Genomic DNA, 23,616 nt, shown 5'->3' on the forward strand with positions numbered 1-23,616 from the left:
TCACCTCGTTTCTGATACGGACAGTGAAACGTCGCTGTCCACTTCGTTGCCCCACACCTCCCAGCCGGGGGTTTTCTGTCTTGCGAACAGTTCCACGCGAGGCAGGTCGCCCGCCAGCTCTATGATTTTCTCGCGGGTAATGTCTGGTTTCTTGCTGTGTTCCTCAATGGGGGAAATGATAAACTGATGGACGCTTTTAGAATGGCGCTTCGGCTGGCCCCGCTTGGCAAGCAGGCAGATTTCCGCGTTTCCCCTTGTCCAGTAGCCCAGCCCGTAAAACCATGTGGGGCTTTTGCGGTTTAATTTCAGCCAGACAAAGGCCACGGTCTTGAATGTGAAGCCCCACGCCTTAATCAGCCGCAACGCCTCTGGAAGCTGCGGGAATGTGGCCCACAAAAACAGCAGGCAGTCCCGGTCAGCCAGCGTTTCCACTGGCAGGGCGCACAGCTCGTCAATCCCCATCGTGGGATAGTGCTTTTCCGCCGCCCCCTGTACCGCTTTCCGTTCATAGCGCCACGGCGGGTCGGCGTAAATGATGTTGTAGGTTTTCTTTTGTGTTTCCTCTATGGTTGGTGTTCCTCCTGTCTGTCAGTGTGCAGTAAATACGGCTTTCGATATGCTGCCGGTCTTGAACAGACAGAAGCAAAGCAAAACGGTATAGCCCATACAGCCCCATATCGCGCCGGAAATGTCGTCCGCCGTGCCGATCTCCTGAATCAGCACCGCATAAATCCCGACAACCACCATAATGAGAAAGGCTTGGAAGCCCAGCGCCAGCAGGGATTTCAAATAGTTCTGGCCGACGCCGCGCCACTCCGCGTTTCCCAGCGTGGCAAGGGGGATAGGCCCCAGCGCGGTCACAGCGTATATTTCAATCATTCTCCCGTAGGTCACAAGGAAAATGCAGATGGAAAGAATGTTCATCGTCAGCCCCACCACAAGGGTCTGGAACCACAGGCCGAGCAGCGGCCCAATGTCCATCGCGTCAAGGCGGCTTTCCAGATCAGGCAGCAGCGTGTCAAAGTCAATGCTGGTTTCCCCGATGATTACCCCGGCGCTCTGGTTGACGACTTGTTGCGTGGCGTCGAACACGCCCATGACGATATTCCATGTGTTCGTCACAATGAGGATGGCAAAGGCGCTCTTGAACATCCAGCGGAAAAACATGGAGCTGTCAAAATCGTGCATATTGTTCTTTTCTACAATCATTTCAATCAGCTCATAGCACATCACAAGGGCGAGAATGGCCGCCGCGATAGGGACGATTACCGTTTCCGACAGGGATTGCAGCATAGAAAAAATACCGCCGTTCCAGTCCTGCGGGGTACTCCCCACGTCCGACGCGATTTCCCCGACTTTGGTATTCACGGTGTTAAACAGCCCTGACAGGTTCCCCATGATACCGTCAATCAGGATTCCTTTTATCCATTCCCCAATCAAATCACCGATCATGTGGGTACACCTCCTTTCCCGCGCCCTCCCAAAAAGAGGGAGGGCGCGGGGGCGATTCTAAGGTTAGCGGTTGGCATTGGGCCGGTTATCCCAGCAGCCCGGAGAGCAGCGGAACAAGGGTAACGCCGATCAGCGCCACGCCGCCGCCCGCGACTAACTGCTTGACCCCTTGGCTTTTGGAGGCCGGGTTGTCCTGCCCGTACCCCTCCAAAAGATTGACACCTCCCCACACGCAAAGCGCACCGCCGAGGCCCACAACGATAGTCTGTAAAACGTCAACAGCAGAATTGAAAAAATCCATAAATTACCTCCATACATTCAGATTGTGATGTTGTTTGGTTTCAAAAAAAGCTGCCGGTCATTTCCCGGCAACAGCGTCACAATCCGCAGGCGGCCCGGAGTTATTGGCCGCCCAGCCATTCCCGCAGGGCAGTCACATAGATTTCCGCCCATGCGTCACACACTTGCCGGTTGATTTCCATTTCCATCTGTACGGCCTCCGCGTCGGTGGGGACGGTGTTGTGTTCCGCTATCCACCGGCACATGACGGCAACAGAAAAAATGGCGCGATAGACGTTCTCTATCGACTTGAAGCAATCCGCAAATGTAATTTCGTCCGAGTGTTTCATAGGTCAGGCTCCTTTCTTTGCCAGCCGCCTTACTGGTCGGCGGAATCTTCGTCCGACAGGTCAATGTCGTAAAGCTCAAAGGCTTCATCCTCCGATACCACACGCCGCTTTTTGCGGCGCATGGACGACAAGTATCTGTCCACGTCAAAGGTGTTCTTTTTATCGGCGTCCGAGAGGTACTTATAGCGGGGGTGGCGGGTAATGTCGTACTTCTCCGAGAAAAACGGCCTCACGCCGCGTACCTGCAAAATACACTTGCCTCCGTCCATCGTTGCGATTTCGTCCTGGCTCATCAACTCCTTTCCTAACTTCTGATAATTCAATCCATGGGAGGTCTGCGCGCCCCGGTTCTCGCTCTGGTTGTAGCTATCAATGGTTTCTTTCCCCAGCACGTCCGCGATCTCCTTGGCGTTCTTGCCTCTGCCACTAAGGAAAAGCGTACAATCGCAGTTGTCGGAAATGATTTCCGCCGCGTCCTTGTAAATGGCCTTTAGCTGCGATTGGCTTTGTAAAATGATAGAAGCCGAGATTTCCCGGCTTCGGATGGTGGCAATCAGCTTGTCAAAATTTGGTATCTGGCCGATGTTGTAGGCTAAGAATCCGGCGCCTTACTGCTTCACAACAGCAGGTTTCCGAGTCCTCGCCCCGGAACCGCACGTACACCTCTCGATGTATACGGCTCCCCACTATACATTCTCTACATTATTTATGGATTCTGTTGTAACAGTCTCCGCATACTACAAGCGTTTTTCTTTTTTTCTTATTCATAATCGCTCCCCAGTCTGTGTTCACATCAAGGTCGCTCATACTTTTAACCTGATATACCTTAACCGCAGGCACATATGCACCGCACATCTCACAGACGTTCGCCTTGTATCTGAAAAACAGTTCTTTCGGCTTGTTCATCTGCTCATATTCGGGTATTACATCAACATAACCTCCGAGAGCATATTTCACTTTTCGGAAACCATCGTTGTAAAATACTGCATACTTCACGCCTCTCTGGGTTTTGTACGGTACTCTGAACTCTTTGTTTTTGGTATATTTGAGCTTTGCTTTTGTCATCGTAATACGGTATTTTGCCGCAACTGTCTTGTACAGGCTGTATTCCATAACATAATGGAACTTATTCAGTACGGAAACATTACTCGCAAGGCGGTAATAGTTATAAATCCCCCGAATCTGCGCATTGTATTTCCGCACCATTTCATGCACTGGCAGAAATATATAGTCATTCCGCTGTAATGGCTTCCAGACTTCTTTTTCTCCCGCCTTTGACACGATTTTCAGCACGCCATAGCTTAACAGCTTACCTACCCATTTTTCTTTCGGCAGGTACAGCTTGATTTTGCCAGTATAGGCTTTAGTTGTACCTTTTCCTCTGGCTTTCTTCACTGCACTGTCGTTACATACCGTAACGTCATAGCCGAGGAACCTCGCTTTGTCGTCACTGTTTGTAATGAGCGTCTTTTCCGCAGACAATTCCAGTTTCAGCGTTTCCTCAAAGAATTTCCCGATGTCTGCTTTAATCTTTTCTGCGTCCTCTTTACTGCCGATTACACCAATAAGAAAATCATCGGCATACCGCACATATTGAATCCGCTTATAGTTTTTGTCCATCGGGTCTCCCATAGGGATTTTCTGGAACTCTCTTTTTAGCTCTGACAGGCGGCGTAATGCCTCCTGTTTTTCTGCGTCCGAGTATCCGTCCCATTCTTTTCGGATTTTATTCTTGCATCGTTGGCGGTGCGACTGTTTTCTGGTGTATTCATTATTCCTTTTCCTGCCCGTTCCCCTGTCGAACTTCTTTTTATAATCCTCCATGAATCTGTCAAATTCATTCAGATAGATGTTCGCAAGGATAGGGCTGATACCGGAACCCTGGGCTATTCCACTGAAAGTAGCGTTGTATTCCCAGTTCTCCATATATCCTGCTCCCAGAAATTTCCAGATAAGCTCTATAAATGCTTCGTCCTTTATCCTCCTGCGCAGGATATTGATGAGATTATGGTGGTCTATCGTATCAAAATACGATTTTATATCTCCCTCCACAAACCATTTCACACCAGTAAAGTTCTGCTGTAACTGTAAAAGTGCTGTGTGGCAGCTTCTGCCCGGTCTGAAACCGTGGGAATAGTTGGAGAACGTCGGATCATAGATACTTTCCAGTATCATTTTTACGATTTCCTCCACCAGCTTGTCATCAGATGATGAGATTCCGAGCGGTCTCATTTTCCCGTTCTTCTTTTTGATATACTGCCTGCGGACTGGATTCGGCTGATAGCTGTGGTCTTTTACTGCATTGATAATCCGCTCCACTCTTTCTTTACCATATCCGTCGAGTGTCAGCCCATCTATGCCGGGTGTCATCGCTCCCTTGTTGGCATAGATGTTTTGGAGAGCCTGCAAATAAAAATCTTCGTTGTAAAGATTCCTATACAGTCTCTCATACTTGTAGTTTTCCTCTTTCGAGTGTTTCTGTAGATTTTCCAAAATAATCTTTGGACTTCTCATAGTGTCTCACACACCTTTCCTAAATTATTTCAGTCGTATAGCTGTCTCCCTTCGCCATGTGTACGGTATTACCGCCTCAGACTACTATGGAGACTCCGTAGCCTTGCAGGATATTCAGACACTTACTGCCATAGCTTAAAATGATAAGCGTTCCTGTTTAGACTATCCTCGTTTAGGCTTGTCTGTACAAGCGTGTCATGTTGTCGGTTACGACGTTCGCCATTTTCCGCTTATTGCGGCTGGTCAGTGCGGAATGTGATGTGTAGACGCAGTTCGCACAACTCTGCGTACACCCTGCACTGCCTGACGTATAATAGCTATCTTCCGTCAGTGCTGACGATAAAGCCCCTCTGGCTGTCATTTAAGCAGTATAGCTGTTTAACCTCATACATGACGTTTCATCTTGATGCCCGTTCACAGTCTGATAGCTGACTGAATAGCACCGTTACCGACATGCTATACTCCCCGTCCGGTTTCCCTTTCGGATAAGTCGGTTGATGATAGGAATTAGGCTTCTGCGAAGCCCTCACATTGAACCTACTATCTTGCTAAAGATAGATTACAAACAAGCCCGCGCGGAACGAATGGGTTCCGCTTACGAGCGCACGGCGAACTCGTCCAAAATCAGCCGTACATGGACGGGCAGCCGCCCGCCGTATTTATCATCCGCCCGGTCGCACAAAAGGTTGATAAGCTGGCTCTGCACCATAGCCAGAATGAAATTAAAGGTCGTGTCCGTGTCGCTCATAATGAGGAACAGGGCCGTTTTTTCATCCCCGATGGTGTCAAGCTCCAACTCGTCGTCCTCCATCAGCTCCCGCACTTCCCGGATGTCGAAGGGCGCTAATCTGGCTCCGCAGCTAATCAGAATCGAGGAACGGGTCTTGCCGGCGGATAACAGGAATTTACGGTATTGGCGCACGGCAAAGTGTTCCGGGTCTTTTTCTTCCAGCCGTTCAAACATCAGGTCAACCGGCGATTGAAATTCCGGGTCGTCCTCGCGGGCTTCACTGGCGTTAATCATTTCAAGCAGCGTCGTGAAATTCATTTCATCGTCCGGCGCTTCATACCAGATATAGCCAATGAGGGCGGAGTACAAAAGCCGTTCCGACTTCACCCAAAAATCCTCGGCGCTCTTTTCGCCCTCCCCCTTGGTGTTGCAGATCAGCGTGTTTACCAGCTTCAAGATGTCCTTTTCGCTGTGGATATAGCGGAACGGGTTATACCGCATACTCTTGGAAAAGTTGATGGTATTTAGCACTTTCACCCGGTAGCCGCTTCGCACAAGGAGCTGGCCCACCTCCCCGATCAGGCCGCCTTTGGGGTCAGTGATAACAAAAGAGGTCGGATAGTCCTTGGACACGCACTGCATGAGGTATGAGGTAGGCACCCTGCGCCTTGCTGACTTTCATCAGTAGGTTTCAGGGAGCCGCCTCCCAAACCGGACGTACACCTCTCAGCGTATCCGGCTTTCCATGAATCACCTTGATTCTTTGGTTTCGTGTAAGAGTTCAAAGCAGTCAGGGCAGAGAGCCAGAGATTTTCTTCTCATTTTCAGCATTTTCTGCTCAAATATATCCCTGCCTTTCAGCGATTTCAGCGTTCTTACGTGGTGCATACATAAATAGTCTGCATGTTCCCCGCAAATCTCGCATACTCCGGCTTTTATGCGGTTTACTATCGTGTGCCTGCTGTCATATTTCCTATAACTCGGCATAACGTCTGCCACATTGTCATAGCCGTCGCTGTGCTTTCTGAATCCATCATGGTAAAATTCGCAGTATTTACGTCCCTTAGTTGTATCGTATGGGATTCTCAGTACTCCGTTTACCATGTGCCGCTTCTTAATAACACTGACATTCGTTCTGTGCTTTCCTGCCAGAGTTTTTAACATGCTGTACCGCACCATGTAGTAATACTTGTGCAATGCGCCTACGTTTTCTGCTATCCGATAGAAGTTATATAACCCTCGAATTTCGGAATTGAAAGTAGACACAATCTCTGCGTCGCTGCGGTTCATCAGGTCTTTCCTTGGCATAGGCCGCCACATTTCTTTGCCTGTGTCATTGTTGCGTTTCACCTGTATCGCTCCCCGTTCCATCGCTTTTTTAATCCATTTTTCTTTCGGCATATACAGGAATACTTTTCCATACCACACCCGTTTCATGTCGCCGTTTTTACAACGCTTCATGTTCTTGGAATGGATTACTTTGAAATCGTACCCCAGATAGCGTACCGGCTTACTGGAATGGGTGACTTTCGTCTTTTCCTCGGACATTTCCAAATGCAGTTTTTCTTGGAGAAAGATTTTTACATCTTCCTTGATTTTTTCTGCGTCCTTTTTGGAGCCGATAACGCCGATTACAAAATCATCGGCGTAACGGTTGTACTGGATTTTCTTGAAGCCTTCCTCAAACGGATTGTAATAGTGCTGATTCATCTTCTTCCTTCTGGAATCCTTAAATTCTTTTACCAGTTCAGGAGTTGATTTTTCTGCGCCCATTAACGCTTTACGTGCCTTTCTGTATCTCCGGGACGCCCGCTCGTATTCTCTGGTCGTCCTTCTGCGTTCTGGCTCGCAATCATACTTTTCTTTGTATTCCTGCATATAGTTGTCCAGTTCGCTGAGGTAGATGTTTGCACATATCGGACTGATACCGCTGCCCTGCGGAACACCGGAGTAGGTGCAGTTGTACTGCCATTGTTCCATATATCCGGCTTTCAGGAACTTCCAGATTAGACCGATAAAAGCCTCGTCTGAAATCCTTTTCCGCAGTAATTCAACCAACACATGATGGTCGAAGTTATCAAAGCACGCCTTAATGTCTCCCTCGACAATCCATGTAACACCTGTGAAGTTTTTCTTCACTTGCGTAAGTGCCGTGTGACAGCTTCTTTTTGGTCTGAAACCGTGTGAATTGTTGCTGAATGTCGGCTCATAGATTGCTTCAAGAATCATTCTGACCACTTCCTGCACTAACTTATCATCAGTAGAAGTGATTCCCAACGGGCGAAGTTTCCCGTTCTTTTTAGGAATGTACTTTCTTTTTGCAGGCTTTGGCTGATATGTCCTGTTGCGTATGGATTCAATAATCCGGTTAATTCTCGGCAGGCTCATGTTGTCCAGCGTCTGCCCGTCTACCCCCTGCGTCATGCTCCCCTGCGATTTCGCAATGTTCGCATATGCAAGGAGATAGAACTCTGGATTGTATAGGTTGCGATATAATCTTTCATATTTGTAGTTACTTACACTTGCCTTTTCTTCAAGGCTTTTCAAGACATGAATCGGATTTCTCATAGTGTCTCACACACCATCCTTTCTGTTTTGAAAATGATTCACTGTTCCCCTTTGCCATGTAGACGGCTTTCCCGTCCGCAGACTACTATGGGAACTCTGTTGCCATGGTGAATATTCAGAACCCCGCATTTCAGCGTTTTCATAGCCTTTCGGCATTTCACTTTAGGCAATCCCCGTTTAGTACGGTATAAACAAGCGTTCCACGTTGTCGGTATGTGACGTTCGCCTTTTTCCACTTTCCCGTGGCTGAACCTGCTCCGAGTATCAGCAGCCGCATAGCCAAACAATGCGACTGTCAGGAACACTGACGAGTACAACCTCTCTACGTCAGGGGTACGCTCTTGGTCCCGATTTCAGGCTGTCATTCAAGCAGTCTAGCTTCCATCCTCATACGTGGATTTTCATTCCGTCACGCCGGCGCTTCTGAGGCTTCAGCGCCCCGTGTCCTCCGTCATGCTATGGTCGCCCTCCGGTTTCCCTTTTGGGGTAAGACGGGGAATGATAGGTTGCGGCACAATGCCGCTTGATACTTTTACCTACTACTTGCTCAAGGTAGGATTTATACCGCCCTTACGGGCGCACTGGGCTTCACAAAAAATCGCGTCTTGCCGCTGCCGGAGCCGCCGATCACCAGCACGTTTTTGTTTCTGGCCGTCTTGGGGTCTTTGGGCCGGTTGTTCATGGTGAGGCGTTCCGTCTGTGTCAGCAGGATATTGTTATCAAACACGGGGTCGATGTACGGGGCTATATCTTTGGGGCCGCCCCAACGGGCGCTGCCATACTCTACCCCGCGCCGGTATTTCTTGGCGTTCTTGCCTTTCAGGTACACCATCAGCCGCAGCAGCGCCGCACCGGTCACGCCGATTAGCAGGTCAAAGCCGTGGAAGCTGGGGGCGGCGCTCTCAAAGGCCGCTGAAAACCCGTCGAGGAAGTGCAGCAGCTTTTCCGAAATATCCGCCCCGGACGCCAGCCGGTATGCCTGCCCCAGCTTGCCGAACAGATAGACAAACAGGAGATAGGGCAGGTTGGCAATTATCAGTTTTTTTACTTCTGGCTTCACAGCGACAGCCCCCTTTCCTTGACTTTCTCCTTGGCCCGCTGTTTCTCTTTGGCCGCAGCCTTTTGTTTCATGGCGGATAGGGTCTTTCGGATGGAGGGCCGTTCCTCCCGGTTTAGCTTCTTGGCTGTGAACTCCTTGAACGCCTGTTCCAGATTGTCCGCCTGCTTGGTCTTAAAAATCACGATATAGCGGGGCGGATGGGTGGTATTGTCTTTCCGCAGGCTAAAATCAAGGTCGTATTTCTTGGCGCAGGGCTTAAACAGGCCGATGTTGGCCTCGGTGATTTCGATATTGGACAGCGCGGAACCGTCCCGTTTGAGCTTCCGCAAGCTCTGCTGGCCGTGGGGAAGTCTGGCCTTGCCCTTTTTCCGGGCTTCCAGATACTTCTTCATGGCCGCTTGCAGCGCTTGGCCGGTGAGCTTGCCGGTCTTGATTGCTAACGCTATGGTTTTCTGATCGACTTCTTCCTGCAACTGCCATCCCTCCTTTGGAAGTCAAGCAGGCAGGCGGCGCGGCTTAAATCCGTACCCGCAGGCCGGAGAGGTCGTCGGCGCGTATGCCGACAAGATACCATTTCTCCGCCATTTCAATGCGGGTCGGCCTCCACCTGCCGCCCACCATCACGTCAAGGGTTTCCCCACAGTGCAGGCCGCCGTAGTAGTCCGCCAAATCAAAGCGGATGTCGTAGCGGTCTGTCTGTTCGTCAAAAATCAATGCACCCTGTTTCATAGGGCCGTCCTCCTTTCAGATTTTGCCGGTGTTCATATCGTGGGCCACCAGCGCCGTATAGTAACCGCTGATTGTGCTTGGCGCATTGAACAGCGCCGCCAGCAGGTACTTCTTGATGTTGCGAATTTCCGTAGTGTTCTTGCTGATACAGTCAAAGACAAACTCGATATGGGAACTGTTCAGCTTCATCAGCTTGGCCTTTACCAGCTCGGCGGGGTAATCGTCCCCGGCAACGCGGATGGTCTTTCTGGCGCTGCATACGGTTTCCACAAGCAAGTCCACGATCTCGTCCAACAGCTCCCGGTCAAGCCGGGTGTTCTGTACCAGATGGGAATACTCGATATTGTCCATGATGATTTCCCGATAAATCGCTACGGCGCTCTGTGTCGCCGCTTCCTTTCCATTCCGTTCCGGCGGCTCTGCCGCCCCGTCCTCTAAAGGAGAGGGAGGGGAAAGGATAGGAATGGAATCGGTATTTAATCCATCCGTAGTTAATGGTTCTTTTATTTGTCTATCTTTATTTAATTGCATTGGTTTTCCCTGCGTAGGCTTTTCCTGTGTTGGTTTTTCCAACATTGGATTTTCCAACGTAGGGGAATCCGGCACTGGCTGGGGCTGCTCGTAAATAAGATAGTCCGCGCCGCGAAGCCGCCCCTGCCCGTCGCGCTCACGGGAACGGACGATATACCCGGCCTGTTCCAGCTCCCAGACAGCCGCCCGGATAGCGTCGATCTGTTCCCGGTTGATAAGGGATAGGCCCTTTAGGGTAAAGTCCCAGTCCTCCGGCAAGGACAGCATTTGCGACAGCAGGCCCTTGGCCTTTAGGGATAGGTCTTTGTTCCGCAGGTGGTGGTTCGACATGACCGTGTAGCCCCGGTTTTTCTCCACGCGAAAAACTGCCATTTCGTCGTCAACTCCTTTCACTTGGAATTTCGCCGCGCCGTCAAGGGCGGTGAGCTTGCCCGGCTGGTAGGGACATTCTGCGTAGACGCAAAACTGATACTTCCAGTACGGGCGGTAAAAGCGGCAGGTGCCGCAATCCTCCGGCGCTCCGGCCTCGCCGTTGTCAAAGTGGTCTGCGCCCGGCCTCTCCTGCATGAGCTGTTCAAAGGCCCGGTCGTCGCCGGATGTGAAGTACATAGGCGGTCGCCTCCTTTCTGGTTTTAGGCGCAAAAAAAGCAGCGTCCCTTATTTCCCCGCAGGGAAAAGAGAACGCCGCTTCTTGCGGTGTCGTATTCAATTTTTGATGTGTCCTATTTGGGTAGGGGGTACTTCACGGGAGAAAGCAGCGTGTCAAGGCTCAATCCGAATGTAGTAAATGAGTAGTAAATTCAGTTCTCATATCCCGTGAAATGCCCGTATTTCCGGGCTTTTTTGAGATAATCAGAGTTTTTATGTCAACATCTAATTGTTGACAATATTATGGCAACAATTTATATTTAAAATAAATTTTTGAGTAACAGTTCCGGCCTGCCCGAACTGTTACGTTTTGAAAGGTGGTTCTCACATGAAAGTTGACAGGCTTATTAGTATTATTATGATACTCCTTGATAAAGAGCGAGTAGGCGCACAGGAGTTAGCAGATATGTTTGAAGTTTCCCGCCGCACAATCTACCGGGACATAGACGCGATCAACATGGCAGGTATTCCTGTCCGCGGGGCATCGGGAATCGGCGGCGGCTTTGAAATCATGCAGAATTACAAGGTGGATAAAAAGGTGTTTTCGACTGCCGACCTTTCCGCTATTTTAATGGGACTTTCCAGTCTTTCCAATATGATAAGCGGCAGTGAACTGGTAAATGCCCTTGCGAAAGTCAAGAGCTTTATCCCCGCCGACCAGGCGAAAAACATAGAATTAAAGGCAAGTCAAATATATATAGACTTAAGTCCGTGGATGGGGAACATAAACATACAACCCTATTTAGAAATAATCAAAACAGCTTTACAGGAAAGCAAACTAATTTCATTTGATTATGCAGACCGCTACGGAAATAAAACTGCACGAACAGCCGAACCCTATCAGCTTGTATTGAAAAGCAGTCATTGGTATTTGCAGGGGTATTGCCATAAAAGGAATGATTTTCGCTTATTCAGACTATCCCGTATGTCAAATCTGCAAATGAACGAGGAAACTTTTGCACCACGTGATTATCAAAAACCGCAGTTATATTTTGCTGATATTTTGGCATCTATGCAGACCAAAATCAAAATTCGTTTTCATAACTCTGTCATGGACAGGGTACTTGATTATTGTACTTATGAAGACTTCTCGCCGGACGGTAATGAGCATTGCATTGCTAGTTTTCCTTTCATAGAGAACGAATATTACTACAATATTCTTCTCAGTTTTGGAGACAAATGCGAGTGTTTAGAGCCGTTACATATCCGTACAGAAATGAAGCGCAGATTATATGATATCGCTGCCATATACGAGAATTAATACGCAAAGAAAGACAAAAAAAGCCCGCCAAAACTATATCGCTCAGTCCGGCGGGCCTTTTTCATGCAGTCCAGTTCATCTTATATAAATCTTTGTTGATTACATTTTAAAATGATTATAAAAATCCTTCAGATCCTCTTTTACATCCGGAGGCAGCTGCGCCTTCTTGATCCCCCGTATTGCGCCCTCCAGCGAATACAGACGGTGGATACAGGCGGATGAATCGATCTCCTGTATTTTCAGCCAGGCCTGTTTACTTCCCATCGCCCGGAGCTGATCAAACGTAGTAATGCCGGCCTCCCGAAGCTGTTCTTCCACCACCGCTCCTATATTGGGCAGTTTCGATAATTCTCCCATTATACCTTACCTCCTGTCATCCGAATATTATATTTATTATACATTAAACAAACAAGGTGCGCCAGCCATTTCTATAGGATAACCACTACTTCATTAGCTACGAGACCTTGCAGCTAATACATCGTAAAATAAGTAACTGCAATTTAAGCTGAGATAAATTTTCGAGAGTGCTGCTCCACAAACGCAGGCGTAGCAGGCTACGCTGAGGCTTGTGGAGTAGTGCTATCGGAAATTTAGGTCGGCTTATGTGGCAGTTACTGATTTTACGAGGCACTAAGTACACGGCATGGTCTGAACTGCAGCTAAGACTCCTCAGCCAATTTCCGGTAAACATAGATAAAGACTACCGTTAGAATACCGAGATTCACTAAAATAGTCCCCCAGGCCTTTGCTGTACCGCCATCGTCCATTCCGCTGATCATCAAGTAAATCTGCTGTGAATAAAAAACGGCAGCTATTTTCTTAATGGTATCGTTAAACGTAGACAGCATTGGTAAGAAAGAGAGCACCATCATAACGGGCACTGTCAGGGAAGTTGCGCTCATCTGGCTTTTACATGCAGTTCCGATAATTGCACCGATCAGAACGGACAGGATGATCCCCGTCATCATGACGCCGCAGAACTTCAAAAATGCCATGCCGGAAAGTCCAGCCGTCAAACCGAAGCACACCGTGCCTGCCAGACACGCCAGCAGGACGCACCCGCCCACTGCCGCCAGATACTGAGGCATTCTGACATTTGCCATCAGCAGCGCCTTTAATGTATGTTTTTCCTTTTCTTCTGCCAGAACCTCCGTCGTAGCAATAAGCGGCGCCATTCCAATATACATGGACGCAAACATATAAACAAAATAATTTCTCGGCAAGCCCGGCATCTCCACTGCAAACGTCATGATAACCGCTAATACAGGAAACATGACAAACTGGATCAGTACATTTTTATTTTTTAGGGTATCCTTCCATTGTTTTTTCAGAATCGCGGTTACATTTCTCATATCTGCCTCCTAATATGTCGTACAGACCTCCCTGCAGCTCTTTCTCAATATCAGTCTACGCAAGGGGATTGCCTGCTTCAGCCTTTCACCAGGCTTCTTCCTGTCAGTTTCATAAATACAGTTTCCAGATCCGGCTCTGTTGAATGGATGCTCTCTACCTCTCCCTGCCGGAATGAGGATGATATCGTGTCAGCAGCCTCCGGGGAATTGGGCAGAGTCATCATCTCTCCGTTTTTAAATAGAATCTGAATCTGATTCAATTCATTATACTTGCGGCACAAAGCGTCCGGTTCGCCGTATTCCACAATCTTTCCCTGATGGATCAGCGCGATATGGTCGCACAGCTTTGCCGCCTCCTCCATATTATGAGTGGTCAGAAATATGGTGGCGCCTTTCTCTTTCTGCTCACGAATCAGCCCGTGTATTTCCGCCGTCATAGCCGGATCCAGGGCACCGGTCGGTTCATCCATGAATAACAGCTTTGGTTCCTGCAGAATCGCCCTAGCGAAGATCAGACGCTGGCGCATCCCCTTGGACAGGCTGGACGCAGCCGTACGCCCTTCCCCGTCCAGGCCTACCTGGCGCAGTACTTCCCGAATCCGGCTTTTAGGAATCCCATGGATATCAGTAAACAGCTTCAAATTGTCGTAACAGCTCAGCCTTTCATAAACACCTGAATCATCCAGCATAGCCCCCATCTGGCTGTAGATTTTGGCCCGCTCAGTGACCGGCAGTCCCAGTACCCGGATCTCCCCCCGGTCCGCCTTTAACTGACCGGTAATTAACTTAATCAGCGTTGTTTTCCCAGCTCCGGAAGGCCCCAGCAGGCCAAAGACTTCCCCCTTCTGGATCTCGATAGAAATCTCTTTAAGCACTTGCTTTTCGTGAAATGATTTGCTGACACCTCTTATACTAATCGCGTTCTCCATCCTGATCCTCCTTCCATCTTTCCTTCAGATACTCCAGGCTTTCCTCCAGTTTCTCATTTTCCATCCGGTTCTTAACAGACATGATCCAGACGCTGGCCCCAAAACATATTGCAAAGCATAATACAAACATCACCCAGGCCTGCCACATCTGGACAGGAAACCATTTAAACAGAATAATAAAGAGTACAATTACCAGAACAGAACAAAGCAGCATCAGGCAGATCCGGTACAATTCCGGCATATATTTTGCCGCCCTTTCCGAAAAGAAAAGGAACCTTATCCCGGTGATCAGTATGGCTAACCCCAGATACTGGCACATCGTAGCCAGCGCAATCCCGCTCCCGCCCAGCCTGAACATCGTGGAAAGAGTGCGGGTCTCTTCTCCGAAAGCAAACGTAAAGATCATCATCAGGATCATCATAAACCCAAATGTACAAAGTACATTTTCCGCAAAGTCAAAAAAATTCTTTTTTTCTTCCATTTATTTCACCCCCAGTTTCTTTCGCACATAGTCCGCATACTGCCTGGACACGGTCAGCTGCTCCCCGTTTGTCATCGTTACCCGCAGCTTCCTGTCCAGATCCGCACGGATCTTCTGGATCTGCCGCAGATTAATAATGCAGGACTTTCCTGCCCGAAAGAAATCGAACTCTTTCAGTTCCTCCTCAAGCTCATATAATTTTAAGCAAGATTCAAAAACATCGTCCTTGGTATACAAAAAAGTTTTCTTATCAGCCGTATCAATATAAAGGATCTTAGAAATATCCAAAATATGCGATTCCCCGTCCTTCTCTCCCAGCAGCTTAAAATCTAAAATGCGCAGGATCGAAATCACCCGCTCCAGCTGCGGAGTCAAATGCCGGCAGGTAATCTGGATCTCTGTCTCATCAATCTGACTGTCCGTTTGAATCGAGATTTTCAAAAAGCCCTCCCCCTTTCAATATCTGTATTAACTATACTTGCTCAAAATCAGAAAAACAATCCCCATAAACTAACCTGCCTAAATAAGGGGCTGAGTTTCCATGTGGAGAGGATGAAGAGGACGCCTGGCATGGGACGGAACGCAGACGGAAGCATCTGTTTGTTGGGGATTCTGGCCGCTGTGCTAAGCAGCAGTAAAAGGTAACCCACAAAATCAGCCGGCAAAAATTGGATCATAATCAACTTTTGCCGACTGATTTTGTGGGTTACCTCTTACTATTCCTATAATTTAAGAAATTTGCTGACCAGGAAAAGATCCCACTCCTCATAAGTTTCCTCGTAAGCTCATTCTCTAATATATGACGCAATACCGTTTGCTATCCCCTCAGCCATTTTTTGCTGAAATTCTGGATCTGCCATCTGCGTATCATCCTGTTGGTTGGTCATAAATCCCATCTCAAGAATTATAACCGGAACCTGGCTCCAATTAATTCCTGTCATGGTATCGTCCGTTTGAACGCCTCTGTTATAAATACCGGTGGCTGCGCAGTATGAATTCAGGACATTCTCTGCGAGCCGGAAGCTCTCCTCGTACAGGCCTCCTGCATAAGGATTATCCGGTGACATAACCAGACACAGAGCACCGGCACTCTCTGGACTCTCACTGCCGTTTGCATGAATCCTTACACAAAGTTCTGCTCCGGATTCATTTGCAATCTTTGCACGGTCCTGATTGCTGACCGATGTTTCATGGTTTTCGCGGGTCATCACCACCTGAAAACCTCGTTCAGCCAAACACGCTTTTACCCGATTGGCTATATCCAGGTTGAGCTGATATTCCGCAAGCCCGGTAAAACGGCCTGCAGTGCCCGATGTTGTCTTCGCCTTCATGATACCGGAACCCGGCCCGTCCTCTTCTTCTCCCATCATTCCCGCATCCGGTCCCTGATGGCCGGGATCCAGCGCTATGATGATCTGGTTCTCTGTTTTCTCATGTTCTGCTGCAGTATCTGGTTCCTGAGTGTCCGGTTTTACAGGATCTGATTTCTTTGTATTCGATTCTTCAATATCTGATTTCTCAGTATTTGATTCCTCCGTGTTTGATTCCTTCGCGTTTAATTCCGCTAAGCCGGCTTTGGGAGTGTCTCCGTTATTCTGTTTCTCAGCACCGGCTTTCGGAGTTTCTGTCTGTGAGGAAGCCTGCCGGCTGACCTGACCGGCCATTACCTGTTTTCCTGCTGCCCGTTCCGGCTTTCTGGCCGAATAGATAAAGACTCCGGCCGCGGCTACCGCTAACACCACGGCTATTCCCGCTATTCCTCTGATTTTCTTCTTGTCCATAATTCTCCCTTTCAGCCGCATTTCGGGCCCTATTACAAATATGAGATATTATATGCCCCGCTTGTCCAAATTATGAACAAAAAGAAAGTTTAAAGCACCTTTTTTGAGTGTTTTTTCCGATGTCCGTTTTTATAAAAAATCGAACAGACTCATCTGTTTCCCACTGTCCGCATTTTTACGTTTGTCTGCCCGCTCCCTGCAGATTTCCTCCTCAGGAAGTTCCGCGAGAAATTCGGATTCTTCCTGGGAAGTTGTCAGTATCAGTTCGTCTTTCGCCCTTGTCATACCGACATAGAAAAGCCTGCGCTCCTCTTCTGTATCTACAGTATCGTCTTTTTCAAAGGGGATAAGCCCTTTTCTGACACCATAAATGAATGTTACAGGAAATTCCAGTCCCTTCGCCCCGTGAAGCGTCATAAGTGTGACCGCCTCGCCTGTATAGCGCTTGTCACCGCAGCGTTTTAAATCGCTCTCCACGCCCATGCTCAGCGCCTCCATAAATTCATCCATATTCTTATAGAACACAGTCATCTCCGCAAGTTTTTTCATCGCAGTGCTATCCTGCATCTGCATTTCTTCTATCCATTTCTCCAGGAACTTCTGAGGCCTGCTTTTTGCATAGAGGGGTCTGAACTTTTCTGCCATTGCCTGAAATACGCCCTCTGCCACCACATTCATTTCCATATTCCATAACAGCTTCAGGGATATTTTCTTAGAAAATTCATCCGCCGGATTCGCCAGGCATTTGAAGAAGGAAATGCTCCCTCTTACTTCATCCTCTGCCAGAAATGCTTCTCTTCCCGCTGTAACATATGGGATTCCTTCTTTTCTGAGGCATTTCTCCAACAGGTCAGCCTGCCGGTGTGTCCGGTAGAGCACGGCAATGTCACCGAATCCCCGTTCTTTACCGCTTCCGGCGCCGATCTCCTGGGCCTCCAGCATGCCGATTCCGCCTGTAAGCCTGTTGATCTCCTTTGCTGTAAATATGGCCTCTGCCATCTCGCTTGCTGCTTTTACTACGCGTACCGGCATTTCTTCCTGCCTGTAGGCCATGAGCCGTCTCTCCGGTCCCGGATTGTGTGAAATAACAGACGCAGCCGCATGAAGTACGGAAGGTGTACAGCGGTAGTTCCATGCAAGCCGGATCTCCTGCATATCCGGATCATCCTCTTTCAGCTTTTCAAAACAACACGCATCCGATCCGCGGAAACCATAGATGGACTGATCCGGATCCCCAATTACAAACAGCTCCCTTCCGCCTTTGCTCCAAGCCTGAATAAGCCGGTACTGTATGGGACTAATATCCTGAAATTCATCGACAAGCAGATAGGAAAACCCTTTTTCCCATCCATCCTGTGCGCCTCCCTGTTCCATCCGCTTTAATGTCTCCAGAAGCAGGTCGTCAAAATCCAACAGCTTCTGTTCCTGCAGAATCCTCTGGTATGCATCCACTCCTTCCTGCCAGTTCAGAGGCATATCCGGCGCCTCTTCATCCGCACCGTTTTGCACCAGCCTGGTCTGCATCTCTACGGCGGACATTCCCGATTTGAGAAGAGATACCACCCGGTGCAGTTCTTTTGGCTTCATCTTCAGCCCGGTTTCGTCCACTGCTCTTCCTGCCGCCTCCAATGAGGCCGCATCATCCGCCAGTGAGAATTCGATTCCCTGTTTTTTCAGGAAATTCAGGCAGATTGCGTGGAAAGTCCCTACCTGCATTTTGTTCAGATTTCTGGATCTGCCAATCTCCTTTTTGATTCTTTCCATCAGCTCCCCTGCCGCCTTATTTGTAAATGTAACCGCAGTAATTTCGGAAGGCTTTACCTTTCGCACTTCCAGCATATGTAAAATCCTTGCTATCAGAGTCTTTGTTTTTCCGGTACCTGGCCCGGCAACCACGGCAATTGCGCTGCCCACGGCACGAACGGCCTGTTCCTGTTCCGGGTTGAGTCCCGCCGATTGGTTCTGGCTGCCCGCTTCCCCGGCAGTTTTCTCACCGTCTGCCATGCTCTCTGGTACAACATTTTCTGCACCTGTTTTTGCTGCAGCCTCCTTGCCGTCGCCGGACATCTGTGGCTTATCAGCCTGATTCCCCTCTTCATTGATGCGTTTCTCTACCGTCTCTGCCGCCTGGATACAAAGGGCATCAAAGAAACTCATTTGCCCATCCAGACTGTCGATCTCGTTCTGCGTAAATAATTGAATTGTCCCATACTCTCCGTCAAACCCCGGATTGCGCTCTACCTTCCCGTCTCTCAGCCTTCGGATACCTTCCGCAATCAGATGACCCGATATTTTTTTCACCTCTTCCTCAGGGACCGTCCGCAGTATTTCGAACTCCGGTCCCAATGTACGCAGCATATTCCGGTACTCCTTCTGTACTTTTGTACTCGCCGCGGAGTGCCCCAGGGACGCACCAATCACTTCCGGCAGCGGCACCAGGCTCTCAAAACCTTTCGCCTCAGTCAGAACGTAGCCTTCTTCCCGGTCAGCCAGTTGTTCAACCCGATGCGACACTCCGATTGTCAGCTTTCGGCCGCATACGGGGCAGATGCCCCTATATTTTATCGTCTCCGCGGGCGTCAGGCAGATGCCGCATTTTCGGTGGCCGTCGTAATGGTATTTTCCCTCTTCAGGGAAAAACTCAATCGTTCCATACAGGCCTTTTCCGGTCTATATTGCCTCCCTGAGTTCTGCAAACGAAAGCCCGATATCCAGCAGATTCGCTTCACGGCCCAATTTAGCCGGGGAATGCGCATCTGAGTTGGAAATCAGCTGATACTGATCCAGCGCAGAAATCCGCCAGTTCATCGGCGGGTCAGAGGACAGGCCGGTCTCCATAGCATGGATATGTCCTGCTAAATCCCCAAAGCACTCCTCCACGGAATCGAATCCTGAGAAAGCACCGAAAAGGGAGAAATGGGGCGTCCAAATATGAGCGGGCACATAAATTGCACCGGGGCACAACTCCAGCATAATTTCCAGCAGATCATGACAGTCCAGCCCCAGAATCGGCCGGCCGTCTGAATGGATATTTCCAATGATCTCCAGCTTTCTTGCCAGTATCTCCGCATCCTCCAGGCCCGGCAGCAAAATCAGGCTGTGTACCTTGCGGACTCTGTCGTACTTCTTATAGATGGAACTGATTTCTCCTGTGATTACAAACCTTGGGATCATCACATCCGCCACAGAGCCGTCTGATATGCGGTATTCTTCTTTCAAAGTGTAAAACCCTTCTTCCGCCGGCTGGAGCTTTTCCAGCATCTCTTCCCGCCAGGCCGGATGGGTAAAGTCACCGGTTCCGACAATGTGAATCCCCTTTCGTCTCGCCCATAAGTCCAGGTTTTCCAGATTGCAGTCCCTGCTGGTGGCTCGGGAATAATGGGAATGGATATGCAAATCTGCTATGTACATATAAACACCCTCTCTTCTGAATACTTTATGAAATTACTTGTCCGCTTTTGTATCTTTGCTGTTCATTATAACATGTGATATCGTCGGAAATCCAGTCTATCGCATCCTGCCATGTATAGAATATAGTCCTGCCCTTCCTCCTCATCAGCTGAGAAAAATACGTGCTTATTATGGCCGCCTGGCCCCTGCTTCCGGGAGGGGGCATTACTGGTTCTATTGGAAATCTGCTGAGGATGTCGGTGTAACGCTTTTTCTGGTAAATCGGATTTCTGCTGGAGAAAAGTGATATTTCCCGGTATTTTTCCTGTCCGTTTTGGCTCGGATAGTCGTATATTTCAAAAAATAGTTCCAGGGCTTTCTGTACTAATTCCGGGGAACGGTATACACCGAATGAACAGGATAACACTTCTCTTGTATCTCTGCTTAGAAGAACACAGAGATAGATGTTTCCATCCATCTCTGTGTGATATTGTCCTATGCCGACACACAGCTTGTGCGGGGACGGGACCTTTACGCACGGCTGATTGCACGGCTGATTTGGTATTGGGACGCCCTCTGTTGTATACGGACACTTGTCTAGCTGCGGTCTCTCGGCTGTTTGAACTTTCTTGGCGATCCGGAGCCATCCGGCCCCTTGCTGCAGCTCTGAATCGTCCTTCCAGCGGAGAATATCTTCTGGTATGTCTTCGTAATCTTCCATGTGGAGTACGGGATTTAACTGCTCTAATCTCATACTTTATCTCCTAATTTTTGGTGATTTTATGTTACGTTAAAAACAGGCGGGATCTGTCTCGCAGCTATATTTTGTCATTTTCCAGGATATGTAACAGCAGGCCTTCGCATCCTTCTACTATATCGTCGTATGTTCTGTCGAAATTGCCTGTGTACCAGGGGTCGGCAATATCACGGGGATTGACGGTAAAGTCTAGAAGGCGGTGTACCTTGTGGTCTGGGTCGGATCCTATGATGCGGTGGATGTTGCGGATATTGCGGTACTCCATGCCTATGATGTAGTCGTATGCAGCGTAATCCTTCTTTTGCATTTGGACTGCATATTTGCCGGCTGTACTGATGCCTTGGGTCTTTAACTTTTGGACCGTTCCGTGATGGACTGGGTTGCCTTCTTCTTCGCGGCTTGTGGCTGCTGAGGCTATGGAAAATGAATTGGGTAAGCCTCTCTTTTGGACCATGTCGCGGAAAACAAATTCTGCCATGGGGGAACGGCAGATGTTGCCGTGGCAGATAAATAGTATTTTTATCATCTTGATTACATCCCTTCCAGTTTTTGAATAACACATTTTAGGTTAATAAAAATGGGCTATCTAAATCTAATATACAGTCAAATACATCCTTATTATCCAGTTCATTATCAAAGCCAAGTATTCTGAAACAAACATTTTTATCTCCCATACAACAATATTCATTCTTTAAGCATTGCTAAATAGCTGTCCAGTCTTTCATTCACATATCCCGCAAATAATTTCTCCATCGCTCCCAAATTATGCTTCACATGGTATTCGTCAAAAGCATTGTAATACGCAATTCGATCCGCAAATTTTATGTCGATCGGTGGATATCCAGCTTTCATCAATTCCAGATTCACAAGCAAGCGCCCCGTGCGACCATTACCATCGATAAACGGGTGAATGCCTTCAAATTCAATATGAAGCCGGGCAAGCTTGGGAATGATATGCTCTGGGCTTTTTCTATAACGCTCCAACAACTGATCCATCTTCGGCTGGATTAAATACGGCTGTACAGGCTCATGTTTTGCCCCCATAATTCTTACCGGGACTTTTCTGTATACACCCCTGTCATCTTTTTTATCAGCCAACACTAAATAATGGATTTGTTTAATGATACTTTCTGATAATGGTGACTGTTCTTTCACCAATTCCCGCACAAAATCGAAGGCTTCCTTATGTCCAACCGCCTCCATATGATCTTTTAACGGCTTCTGATCAATGGTCAAACCGCGCAGTACCATATCAGTTTCACGGAGAGTCAGCGTATTCCCCTCAATGGCATTGGAATTGTAAGTAAATTCAACCACAAATTCCTCTGTCAGCCGCTCCACCTCTCCCTCAGTCAAAGGACGTCTGGAATCCAGTTCTATTTTCTTCCTATCAATGTTCTCAAGCAGGCTTTCCGCAGACTTATACCGGCCATCCTCAGGTTTTTGCGCCTCTGCTGGAACCTTCCAACTGCGCCCCTCACGGATAACGCCTGGAATTTTCCGCTCTGCACATAATATTCGTACTCTTCTATCTGAAATGCCCCATTTCTCTGCGGCCTGTTTTACTGACATATACATATTTCTGCACCTCGCTTTGAACAATAGTATACCAAATTATCGGAATAATAGCAACGCTATCGGAATAATATTACCCGTTTTTCGGAACAATACAAAAGCCCAAAAGCGACTTTTTCCAATGCAAGTAAGTAGGTAATCATCCGACAGTTTGGCGGACCATGGGAGAATATCCACCATCTCTTCCTTTACCGAAAACGCACCGAAATCTTTCATTTTTTCCATCACATGTGAGAGATAGTTGTATGGCTTCAGTCCATTCATAAGCGCAGTTTCTGTGATACTGTACAGAGTTGCACTGGCCTGTGCCCCGCGGATGGTGTCCGGCTCGTCGATCACCTGGACACGGGTTGCATCTCCATGGGCATACCTGCCCTGGAGGAATTCTTCCTTCATCAGTCCATAAAGTGGCTGCAAATACCTTTACGCACACTGAATGATCCAATTTGCCATGGTTTCCTTAGAAAGGTTCAGACCATAACGGGCAAATTCCCGCTCCTGACGCGCCAAGGACATGCCATTGACATACTTTGAGCTCATGATACCTGCCACCAAGGATGGTGTTGCCACACTGCCATTAAGAAGGGAAGGCGTCTTTTCCGTTTCAAAGGCGGAAAGGTCTTCTCCTATTTGCCGGGACACTTCTTTCCTTTATAGGAAGACGGATGGATTTCCTCCATTTCCGGCTCCGGCGCACCCGGATCTGTTTCCTACTCTGCCCCGTTAAAAAGGCTCAGCTGGGTATATCCATCCGCGTATTTTTCGCTGGATGTGCCAAACTGTTTCCGCTGCGCAAGGGTCAGACGGTCAGAGATCACCGCGTTCAGGATTTCAATTCCTTTGTTTTTTTCTTCAAGGACCTAGAGCTTTGTCTCCTGTTTCCGATACTGCTCCTGCATGGTTTTCATTAGGGTGATGATATCCTCCCGCTCATCCTGTTCAGTTGTTCCTCTATAAAAAACGGATCCATAACACAGCCTCAATTTTCTGGAATCTCTACCAGAAGTATACCATAGGAAAAATTTCATTCCTATAGGGTACTGCATTCCGGGGCAGAGGAAAATTTGCCCAGAATAAAAGAATTTTGGCCTTTTTGCGGTAAGAGCTTAATTTTCAGCCATGATAGAAAAAATACCCGACTACTTTTCAGCAGTATACGGTAAATCACTAGTACCGTGCTAGTTTTATCTATCTATGAGATAATAACTCCAGAAAACTACAAGTTTTTT

Annotated in this window: 23 protein-coding genes and 3 pseudogenes; 1 reads left to right on the top strand and 25 read right to left on the bottom strand. The window is 48.3% G+C overall.

Annotated features, from left to right (window positions below; translation table 11 throughout):
- From GKG43_RS01425 to GKG43_RS01480, 12 genes and pseudogenes are all read right to left on the bottom strand, one after another.
- Positions 1–537 (bottom strand): MT-A70 family methyltransferase, encoded by a 537-nt coding sequence (locus GKG43_RS01425; RefSeq protein WP_202976917.1) that lies wholly within the window; start codon positions 535–537, stop codon positions 1–3.
- A gap of 51 nt (positions 538–588) precedes the next feature.
- A complete protein-coding gene (locus GKG43_RS01430) occupies positions 589–1,452 on the bottom strand; it encodes a VirB6/TrbL-like conjugal transfer protein, CD1112 family (RefSeq protein WP_003505008.1) in 864 nt (287 codons plus the stop codon).
- 85 nt (positions 1,453–1,537) lie between these two features.
- On the bottom strand, positions 1,538–1,753 hold the full coding sequence (locus GKG43_RS01435; RefSeq protein WP_003505007.1) for a Maff2 family mobile element protein: 216 nt from the start codon (positions 1,751–1,753) through the stop codon (positions 1,538–1,540).
- A gap of 100 nt (positions 1,754–1,853) precedes the next feature.
- Positions 1,854–2,081 carry a hypothetical protein gene (locus GKG43_RS01440; RefSeq protein ID WP_003505006.1) on the bottom strand — a complete coding sequence of 76 codons (228 nt, stop codon included), beginning with the start codon at positions 2,079–2,081 and terminating at the stop codon, positions 1,854–1,856.
- A 29-nt stretch (positions 2,082–2,110) separates the two neighbouring features.
- Positions 2,111–2,668 (bottom strand): annotated as a pseudogene (locus GKG43_RS01445) (TraG/TraD/VirD4 family protein); the annotation flags it as partial.
- A gap of 115 nt (positions 2,669–2,783) precedes the next feature.
- Positions 2,784–4,595 carry a reverse transcriptase domain-containing protein gene (locus GKG43_RS01450; protein ID WP_025491730.1) on the bottom strand — a complete coding sequence of 604 codons (1,812 nt, stop codon included), beginning with the start codon at positions 4,593–4,595 and terminating at the stop codon, positions 2,784–2,786.
- A 607-nt stretch (positions 4,596–5,202) separates the two neighbouring features.
- Positions 5,203–5,970: pseudogene (locus GKG43_RS01455) on the bottom strand (type IV secretory system conjugative DNA transfer family protein); the annotation flags it as partial.
- A 105-nt stretch (positions 5,971–6,075) separates the two neighbouring features.
- Positions 6,076–7,893: a reverse transcriptase domain-containing protein gene (locus tag GKG43_RS01460; protein ID WP_003504504.1), complete on the bottom strand. Its 1,818-nt coding sequence runs from the start codon at positions 7,891–7,893 to the stop codon at positions 6,076–6,078.
- A 580-nt stretch (positions 7,894–8,473) separates the two neighbouring features.
- Positions 8,474–8,953, bottom strand: a pseudogene (locus GKG43_RS01465) (conjugal transfer protein TraG); the annotation flags it as partial.
- The gene (locus GKG43_RS01470) at positions 8,950–9,426 is read right to left on the bottom strand and encodes a PcfB family protein (RefSeq protein ID WP_117441073.1); all 477 of its coding nucleotides are present in this window, start codon (positions 9,424–9,426) and stop codon (positions 8,950–8,952) included. The pseudogene GKG43_RS01465 and the gene GKG43_RS01470, both read right to left, overlap by 4 nt.
- Positions 9,427–9,469: 43 nt before the next feature.
- A complete protein-coding gene (locus GKG43_RS01475) occupies positions 9,470–9,682 on the bottom strand; it encodes a DUF5348 domain-containing protein (protein ID WP_129878401.1) in 213 nt (70 codons plus the stop codon).
- Between the two features lie 15 nt (positions 9,683–9,697).
- Positions 9,698–10,822, bottom strand: coding sequence for a DUF6017 domain-containing protein (locus tag GKG43_RS01480; RefSeq protein ID WP_003504512.1), 1,125 nt, complete (start codon positions 10,820–10,822; stop codon positions 9,698–9,700).
- Positions 10,823–11,189: 367 nt separating this feature from the next.
- Between GKG43_RS01480 and GKG43_RS01485 the strand changes: the two genes are divergently transcribed.
- Positions 11,190–12,122, top strand: coding sequence for a YafY family protein (locus tag GKG43_RS01485; RefSeq protein ID WP_129878403.1), 933 nt, complete (start codon positions 11,190–11,192; stop codon positions 12,120–12,122).
- A gap of 99 nt (positions 12,123–12,221) precedes the next feature.
- Here GKG43_RS01485 and GKG43_RS01490 read toward each other — a convergent pair whose 3' ends face one another.
- The 13 genes from GKG43_RS01490 to GKG43_RS23640 all read right to left on the bottom strand — a co-directional run bounded on the left by GKG43_RS01490 (position 12,222) and on the right by GKG43_RS23640 (position 23,029).
- A complete protein-coding gene (locus GKG43_RS01490; protein ID WP_050640560.1) occupies positions 12,222–12,479 on the bottom strand; it encodes a TfoX/Sxy family protein in 258 nt (85 codons plus the stop codon).
- A 302-nt stretch (positions 12,480–12,781) separates the two neighbouring features.
- Complete coding sequence (locus tag GKG43_RS01495) at positions 12,782–13,474, bottom strand: ABC transporter permease (protein ID WP_055153016.1); 693 nt, start codon at positions 13,472–13,474, stop codon at positions 12,782–12,784.
- A 77-nt stretch (positions 13,475–13,551) separates the two neighbouring features.
- The gene (locus tag GKG43_RS01500) at positions 13,552–14,403 is read right to left on the bottom strand and encodes an ABC transporter ATP-binding protein (protein ID WP_055153018.1); all 852 of its coding nucleotides are present in this window, start codon (positions 14,401–14,403) and stop codon (positions 13,552–13,554) included.
- Positions 14,387–14,884: a hypothetical protein gene (locus GKG43_RS01505; RefSeq protein ID WP_050640563.1), complete on the bottom strand. Its 498-nt coding sequence runs from the start codon at positions 14,882–14,884 to the stop codon at positions 14,387–14,389. Before GKG43_RS01505 ends, GKG43_RS01500 begins: the two co-directional genes overlap by 17 nt.
- On the bottom strand, positions 14,885–15,325 hold the full coding sequence (locus GKG43_RS01510) for a LytTR family DNA-binding domain-containing protein (RefSeq protein WP_050640564.1): 441 nt from the start codon (positions 15,323–15,325) through the stop codon (positions 14,885–14,887).
- A gap of 344 nt (positions 15,326–15,669) precedes the next feature.
- Positions 15,670–16,665 (bottom strand): N-acetylmuramoyl-L-alanine amidase, encoded by a 996-nt coding sequence (locus GKG43_RS01515; RefSeq protein ID WP_055153022.1) that lies wholly within the window; start codon positions 16,663–16,665, stop codon positions 15,670–15,672.
- Positions 16,666–16,794: 129 nt separating this feature from the next.
- A complete protein-coding gene (locus GKG43_RS01520) occupies positions 16,795–19,179 on the bottom strand; it encodes a UvrD-helicase domain-containing protein (protein WP_330377620.1) in 2,385 nt (794 codons plus the stop codon).
- 156 nt (positions 19,180–19,335) lie between these two features.
- Positions 19,336–20,076 (bottom strand): endonuclease Q family protein, encoded by a 741-nt coding sequence (locus tag GKG43_RS23635; protein ID WP_330377621.1) that lies wholly within the window; start codon positions 20,074–20,076, stop codon positions 19,336–19,338.
- Positions 20,077–20,101: 25 nt separating this feature from the next.
- Positions 20,102–20,809, bottom strand: coding sequence for a hypothetical protein (locus tag GKG43_RS01525; RefSeq protein WP_055153024.1), 708 nt, complete (start codon positions 20,807–20,809; stop codon positions 20,102–20,104).
- 64 nt (positions 20,810–20,873) lie between these two features.
- Positions 20,874–21,338 carry a low molecular weight protein-tyrosine-phosphatase gene (locus tag GKG43_RS01530; RefSeq protein ID WP_055153025.1) on the bottom strand — a complete coding sequence of 155 codons (465 nt, stop codon included), beginning with the start codon at positions 21,336–21,338 and terminating at the stop codon, positions 20,874–20,876.
- Positions 21,339–21,496: 158 nt separating this feature from the next.
- Positions 21,497–22,390: a DNA-binding protein gene (locus tag GKG43_RS01535; protein WP_055153027.1), complete on the bottom strand. Its 894-nt coding sequence runs from the start codon at positions 22,388–22,390 to the stop codon at positions 21,497–21,499.
- A 36-nt stretch (positions 22,391–22,426) separates the two neighbouring features.
- Positions 22,427–22,804: a transposase domain-containing protein gene (locus GKG43_RS23200; protein ID WP_243125801.1), complete on the bottom strand. Its 378-nt coding sequence runs from the start codon at positions 22,802–22,804 to the stop codon at positions 22,427–22,429.
- Positions 22,805–22,810: 6 nt separating this feature from the next.
- Positions 22,811–23,029: a transposase gene (locus GKG43_RS23640; RefSeq protein ID WP_055153031.1), complete on the bottom strand. Its 219-nt coding sequence runs from the start codon at positions 23,027–23,029 to the stop codon at positions 22,811–22,813.
- Positions 23,030–23,616 lie beyond the last annotated feature (587 nt).

The sequence above is a fragment of the Eubacterium sp. BIOML-A2 genome (genome assembly GCF_009680135.1).
GTDB classification, from domain to species: domain Bacteria; phylum Bacillota; class Clostridia; order Lachnospirales; family Lachnospiraceae; genus Faecalicatena; species Faecalicatena contortus_B.

Coding starts and splice junctions, on each gene's coding strand:
- GKG43_RS01460 (WP_003504504.1), bottom strand. CDS start 7,893: ATGAGAAATCCGATTCATGTCTTGAAAAGCCTTGAAGAAAAGGCAAGT.
- GKG43_RS01480 (WP_003504512.1), bottom strand. CDS start 10,822: ATGTACTTCACATCCGGCGACGACCGGGCCTTTGAACAGCTCATGCAG.
- GKG43_RS01430 (WP_003505008.1), bottom strand. CDS start 1,452: ATGATCGGTGATTTGATTGGGGAATGGATAAAAGGAATCCTGATTGAC.
- GKG43_RS01525 (WP_055153024.1), bottom strand. CDS start 20,809: ATGAGATTAGAGCAGTTAAATCCCGTACTCCACATGGAAGATTACGAA.
- GKG43_RS01475 (WP_129878401.1), bottom strand. CDS start 9,682: ATGAAACAGGGTGCATTGATTTTTGACGAACAGACAGACCGCTACGAC.
- GKG43_RS01535 (WP_055153027.1), bottom strand. CDS start 22,390: ATGTATATGTCAGTAAAACAGGCCGCAGAGAAATGGGGCATTTCAGAT.
- GKG43_RS01530 (WP_055153025.1), bottom strand. CDS start 21,338: ATGATAAAAATACTATTTATCTGCCACGGCAACATCTGCCGTTCCCCC.
- GKG43_RS01490 (WP_050640560.1), bottom strand. CDS start 12,479: ATGGGAGAATTATCGAAACTGCCCAATATAGGAGCGGTGGTGGAAGAA.
- GKG43_RS01435 (WP_003505007.1), bottom strand. CDS start 1,753: ATGGATTTTTTCAATTCTGCTGTTGACGTTTTACAGACTATCGTTGTG.
- GKG43_RS01485 (WP_129878403.1), top strand. CDS start 11,190: ATGAAAGTTGACAGGCTTATTAGTATTATTATGATACTCCTTGATAAA.
- GKG43_RS01515 (WP_055153022.1), bottom strand. CDS start 16,665: ATGGACAAGAAGAAAATCAGAGGAATAGCGGGAATAGCCGTGGTGTTA.
- GKG43_RS01500 (WP_055153018.1), bottom strand. CDS start 14,403: ATGGAGAACGCGATTAGTATAAGAGGTGTCAGCAAATCATTTCACGAA.
- GKG43_RS01505 (WP_050640563.1), bottom strand. CDS start 14,884: ATGGAAGAAAAAAAGAATTTTTTTGACTTTGCGGAAAATGTACTTTGT.
- GKG43_RS01495 (WP_055153016.1), bottom strand. CDS start 13,474: ATGAGAAATGTAACCGCGATTCTGAAAAAACAATGGAAGGATACCCTA.
- GKG43_RS23635 (WP_330377621.1), bottom strand. CDS start 20,076: ATGTACATAGCAGATTTGCATATCCATTCCCATTATTCCCGAGCCACC.
- GKG43_RS01440 (WP_003505006.1), bottom strand. CDS start 2,081: ATGAAACACTCGGACGAAATTACATTTGCGGATTGCTTCAAGTCGATA.
- GKG43_RS01450 (WP_025491730.1), bottom strand. CDS start 4,595: ATGAGAAGTCCAAAGATTATTTTGGAAAATCTACAGAAACACTCGAAA.